The organism is Pseudomonas sp. SMV71 (assembly GCF_052042015.1).
GTDB lineage: Bacteria > Pseudomonadota > Gammaproteobacteria > Pseudomonadales > Pseudomonadaceae > Aquipseudomonas.
In genome coordinates this window covers 1-395 of record NZ_JBKGGU010000063.1, presented here as the reverse complement: position 1 = coordinate 395, position 395 = coordinate 1, and the positions used below count along the sequence as shown (strand labels likewise).

Below are 395 nucleotides of genomic sequence, written 5' to 3'. Positions count from 1 at the left end.
CTGTTGGTCAAGACCTTGCCCGACGGCCAGGTGATCGAATACCGCTACGACGGCCTGGGCCGGCTGGTGTCGGTCGACGACGGCACCGATCACCCGCTGGCCTTTGAATACGACGCCCAAGACCGCCTGATTGGCGAGCATCAGGGCTGGGGCACCCTGCGTTATCGCTACGACGCCTGCGGGCGCCTCAACCACCTGCGCCTGCCGGATCACAGTCAGCTGGATTTCCATCATGCCGCCGGTGGCACGTTGACCGCCATCGACCTCAACGGTACCCGACTCACCGACCACCAGCTGCGCGGCGGTCGCGAAGTGCAGCGCCAGCAAGGCCTGCTGCGCAGCCAGTACGACTACGACGACCAAGGCCGGCTCAAGGCCCAGACGGTGTGGCAACA

At 65.8% G+C, this 395-nt stretch carries 1 protein-coding gene; it reads left to right on the top strand.

Annotated elements, in window-relative coordinates; translation table 11 throughout:
• A partial coding sequence (locus ACLEJQ_RS25785) for a hypothetical protein (RefSeq protein WP_440799925.1) occupies nucleotides 1-395 on the top strand: 395 nt, incomplete at both ends.